Genomic DNA, 4,710 nt, shown 5'->3' on the forward strand with positions numbered 1-4,710 from the left:
GGTCGTTTTGGCTGGGATGATGACCTTGATTTTGCTCTTCATGCAGAAATTTTTGTCGGTAGAATTTGCCGGCAGTTCCGCCAAGCAGGGGGATCTGCTCTTGCTTGTTTTAGTCTTTTTGCTGGTCTTGGTCATCATGTTAGTCGTTATCGCGGCAGCTTACATGAAAAAGCAGGACTATCAGTCTTTTAAAAAGTTCTTGACCTGGCCACTTTTGGGGCCGGTGGTGGCCTTGTATGGCCAGTACTTGATCTCCTATGACCTGGGCATGCTTTTGGCCAGCGGCTTTTCCCTGCAGCAGATGTGCGACTTTGCCTGCCGGCAGGCGCCGGGGTCTCTCCAAGAAGAAGTGGGCAGGCGGGCAAGAGACGCGATTTTGCGGGGCAAGAAAGTAGAAGAGGTCATCCAGAAGGAGCCATTTTTATGCCAGGACCTCTTGATGCTGCTGCAAGCGGGCAGTGAGCGAGGAGAGCTGAGCCGGCAGTGCCTGCTTTTGTCCCGGCTTTTGTTTAGCCGCCTGCGCCAGAAACTGTCTAAGCTGATTGTCAACGTGCAGCCGGTCTGCTTTATCTTGATCGGCCTGTGCATTATTGGGATGTATTTGAAGCTGCTTTTACCAATATACGACAGCATGCAGCAGCTTTAGTTTTTGAGGAGGAAAAAAGCAAATGAAACATTTAAGACGATTCTGGCCAAAACGCCAGCGGGCTTTTACCCTGATTGAAATGGTGATCGTGGTGGCCATCATCGCGACCTTGGTTCTCTTGATTTCGCCAAATTTGCTAGCCCAAAAGGACCATGCCGACAAGCGGACCAACGATGCTTTTACCACGACCATCCGGACCCAGGTGGAGCTATATGAGGAAAATACGGGCAATACCCCGGCCTCTTTCCAGGAAATGGTGGATGCCCACTACTTGACGCAAAAGCAGGAGAAGCAGGCTGAAGACAAGAAGCTGGCGATTGGTGACTTCGCCAAGAGCGGAGAATGAGGCAGAAGGCCTTCAGCCTGCTGGAGACGGTGATCACGCTGGCCATCGCGGGGATGCTGCTGGGAATCGGGGAGATGAGCTTTCAAGGCTTTGAGGACAAGATCAATTTTGACCGCTTCTGCCGGCAGGCGGCGGGACTTTTTCAAGAGAAAATCAGAAGCGCTGCTATTACGGGAAAGAGGGTCGTGATCTACAACCAGAGTGAACAAGGCAAGCTTGAAGTCATTCAAGACGGCAAACATGAGAGCCTCAAGATTCCGGATGGGATTACGGTTTATACTTCTTTCAGCGATAAAACCGGCCTCAGCATCACCAACGACGGGATCACCAGCCAGCCGTTTACCTTGAGAATCGTGAAGAATGATAAGGGGAAAGAAGAGTATGTTAAAAAATACACCTTTTTGCTGCCATGGGGGAAGATCAATGAAAAGTAAGCAGGCAGGCTTTTTAGCCCTGGAGGCAGTAGTGGCTTTGGCTATCGTCTGCATTGCTTTAAATACCGCGGTCACCTGCCTCAGCGGGCTTAAAAAGCTGGAGCAAGAGTCAAGCCAGCGGGCCAACCAGGCTCTGGCCTACCGGATGTTGAAAGAGTGCCCGGTCAAGCGGGTTAAGGTCAGAGACCACGAGTATGTCTTGACCGGCAAAGGAGACCTGTATGATGAAACCCAGCGGAAGATTTGCCAAAAGTAAGGCTTTTAGCCTAATGGAGACCATGGTCGCCCTCCTGGTAACGGTGATTTGCCTATCTCTCTTGTCCTCATGCCTTAAGCTTTTTACCCTTTTTGAAAAAGACCGGCATGACCCCAATGAACTGGCCTTTTCTTACGTCCAGTTCTCCAAGTTTTTAAAAAAGGACAGCCAGCGGACCTATATTGATCTGGAGAATTCCAATCCTTTGAAGATCATGTTCATCAAAGAAGAGAAAAAGGACGACAAGACGGGGGAAGAAAAAATAGACAAAGTTGGCTATGTTCTGGAAATGGACAATAGCGGAAATAATCTTCGGGTCAGAAGATCCGGAATAAATGGCGGCAACATGACCCTGATGCCAATCTGGGGGGCAACGTTCGCGGCCAAAGATGGCTTGATGGAGGTTCATATCAATGAACATGGGAAAAGGTCAATTTTGTATTTTAAAGTCGACAAGGCACCGGAAAAAGACAAGGAGGCTGAGAAAAAGACTGAAGATAAGAAAACAGACCAAGTTAAGCCGGCAAAAAGGGAGCGCCCTGCTGACCAGCGTGCTGCTGCTAGCCACAACGATTCTGCTGATTGAAAGCTATCTGGACGCTTATAAACACGTTATCCGGATCAACCAGCTGCTGGCAAATTACTTATGGGGCGGGTGAAATTTCTTGCACCCTTCCTTGTAAATCATTAGAATTGGTATGTATTGCAAAGAAGGGTGGACTTAGTCATGAATAGAATTGAAGAACTGTTTGGGCAGACTTTAGAGGCAGTTGAATGCCTGCAAGAAGCCTTGAACGTATCCCTGGCTGATGCCTTGGTGGAAACTTTTGACAACCTGGAAAGCGGGGAAATCCGCGTGGAAATGGGAGCTCCGGACCAAAAGACGGTGGCTGAGCTTAAAGAGCGCTACGCGGCTTTAGACTACAAGAACTGGTCAAAGGCCCAGAAAGAGCAGGTCTATGGCCTCCTGGTCCTTAAGGCCATCAATGACGACGGGCGGGATGCCAACCAGATGCCGACTCCGCCGCTTTTGGCCACGGTCTTGACCCTGTTTATGGACAAGCTCCTGCCTAAGAAAAAGCAAGTCCTGCTGGACCCGGCAGTTGGCAGCGGCAACCTGCTCTTCTCAGTTGACCAGCAATTGGCGGCCCAGAATCATTCAGAAGACCGCTTTGACCTGGTTGGCCTGGACAATGATGAAGAAATGCTCAATTTGGCCGACGTGGCCGCCCACTTGGCGGGACTTAAGGCCGACTTTTACTGCCAGGATGCCTTGACCGACTGGCCGGTCAAGCCAGACGTTGTGGTCAGCGACCTGCCGATCGGCTTTTACGCTAATGACGACAACGCCAAGAACTTTGACCTCCGGACCAAGGAAGGGCACGCTTACGCGCACGTCCTCTTCGTTGAGCAGATCGTCAAGAATCTGGCTGAAGACGGTTTTGCCTTTCTTTTAGTGCCGCAGAACATGCTGACTGGGACGGTTGGGGCCGACTTTATGCCATGGCTGGCCAGCAAGGTCTACCTGCAGGCGATCGTGCAATTGCCAAGCAGCTTATTCCAAAGCAAGATAAATCAAAAAAGTATCCTTATCTTCCAAAACCACGGCCAAAGCAAGCCGCCGAAGGAAGTTTTGCTCACAAAGCTTGAGAACCTGAAGAAGGAAGAATCTTTGGTAGCCCTTAATATTAAACTGAACGAGTGGTATACTAAAAAAGATAATTAAGTTTGTGAAGTGAGTAAAAGGAGTTTTTTAATAATGGATAAGATTTTAGCAATCAACTCTGGTTCATCTTCATTTAAGTATAAGCTGTTCTCATTAGCTGATGAGAGTGTCTTAGCTTCCGGCCTGGGCGACCGAATTGGTATCGATGGTTCAAGCTTCTCAATGAAGTTGGCTGATGGGACTAAGCATGAAGCAGAAGTTGACCTGCCAAACCAGGAAGCAGCCGTGCAAACCCTGCTGGACTGGCTGAAGGAATACGGCGTTATTGAAGACGTTAAGGAAATTGTCGGCGTTGGCCACCGGATCGTGAACGGCGGGGAATTGTTCCCAGACTCAGCAATCATCGACAAGGACAACATCCACAAGATTTTTGACTTGACTGACTACGCTCCTCTGCACAACCCTGCAGAAGGCCGCGGCATTCAAGCCTTCATGAACCTGTTGCCGGGCGTGCCGCAAGTCGGCGTCTTTGACACTTCCTTCCACCAGTCAATGGACGCGGTTCACTACCTCTACTCATTGCCATATGAATACTACGAGAAGTACAAGGCCCGCAAGTACGGCGCCCACGGCACTTCCGTCCGTTACGTGGCAGGCAGAGCCGCTGAAATGCTGGGCAAGGACCTGAAGGACCTCAAGCTGGTTGTCTGCCACCTGGGTTCAGGTGCTTCAGTTACTGCTGTTAAGGATGGCAAGTGTTACGACACTTCCATGGGCTTCTCACCATTGGCTGGGGTAACCATGGGGACCCGGTCAGGTGACGTTGACCCGTCAGTTTTGCAGTACATCATGAAGAAGGAAGGCATGACCGACTTCAACGAAATGATTGACATTTTGAACCACAAGTCTGGCCTTCTGGGCATTTCTGGTATCTCCAGCGACATGCGCGACATCCGGGAAAGCAGCGATGAACGGGCCAAGCTGGCTGATGAGATCTTCATCAACCGGGTAGTCCGCTACGTTGGCTCCTACATTGCTGAAATGGGCGGGGCAGACGCGGTTGTCTTCACTGCCGGGATCGGTGAACACGACGATGAAGTTCGTGAAGACGTGATGAAGTCCCTGTCCTTTATGGGCGTTGACTTTGACGAAGAAGCCAACAAGGCTGGCGACGAAGGCTTCATCACCAAGGAAGATTCCAAGCTGGCTGCTTTGGTAATTCCGACTGACGAAGAATTGATGATCGAACGCGACGTTGTCCGTTTGGCCAAGCTTAAGTAAAAGTTTTTAAGCAGAATATTTGAGGAGATGGTCATTTTTTGCTAAAATGATCATGTTCTCTATTTCGGGGATGTTTTGGGA

Annotated in this window: 7 protein-coding genes; all 7 read left to right on the forward strand. The window is 50.0% G+C overall.

All coding sequences use genetic code 11. The features are described from left to right. A partial coding sequence (locus ACI32D_RS09970; RefSeq protein ID WP_439776415.1) for a type II secretion system F family protein occupies positions 1-646 on the forward strand: 646 nt, incomplete at its 5' end. 22 nt (positions 647-668) lie between these two features. Next, entirely contained in the window at positions 669-992 is a 324-nt protein-coding gene (gene comGC / locus ACI32D_RS09975; RefSeq protein WP_439776416.1) for a competence type IV pilus major pilin ComGC, read from the forward strand. After that, positions 989-1,426 (forward strand): pilus assembly FimT family protein, encoded by a 438-nt coding sequence (locus ACI32D_RS09980; RefSeq protein ID WP_439776417.1) that lies wholly within the window; start codon positions 989-991, stop codon positions 1,424-1,426. Before comGC ends, ACI32D_RS09980 begins: the two co-directional genes overlap by 4 nt. Next, on the forward strand, positions 1,416-1,682 hold the full coding sequence (locus tag ACI32D_RS09985; RefSeq protein WP_439776418.1) for a type II secretion system protein: 267 nt from the start codon (positions 1,416-1,418) through the stop codon (positions 1,680-1,682). The genes ACI32D_RS09980 and ACI32D_RS09985 overlap by 11 nt, the downstream gene beginning before the upstream one ends. Beyond that, on the forward strand, positions 1,651-2,268 hold the full coding sequence (locus ACI32D_RS09990; protein WP_439776421.1) for a type IV pilus modification PilV family protein: 618 nt from the start codon (positions 1,651-1,653) through the stop codon (positions 2,266-2,268). Before ACI32D_RS09985 ends, ACI32D_RS09990 begins: the two co-directional genes overlap by 32 nt. Positions 2,269-2,409: 141 nt before the next feature. After that, a complete protein-coding gene (locus tag ACI32D_RS09995) occupies positions 2,410-3,408 on the forward strand; it encodes a class I SAM-dependent methyltransferase (protein WP_439776419.1) in 999 nt (332 codons plus the stop codon). 33 nt (positions 3,409-3,441) lie between these two features. Continuing rightward, a complete protein-coding gene (locus ACI32D_RS10000; RefSeq protein WP_439776420.1) occupies positions 3,442-4,629 on the forward strand; it encodes an acetate/propionate family kinase in 1,188 nt (395 codons plus the stop codon). The last annotated feature ends 81 nt before the right edge of the window (positions 4,630-4,710 follow it).

The organism is Lactobacillus sp., from assembly GCF_051873315.1.
Taxonomy (GTDB): Bacteria; Bacillota; Bacilli; order Lactobacillales; family Lactobacillaceae; genus Lactobacillus.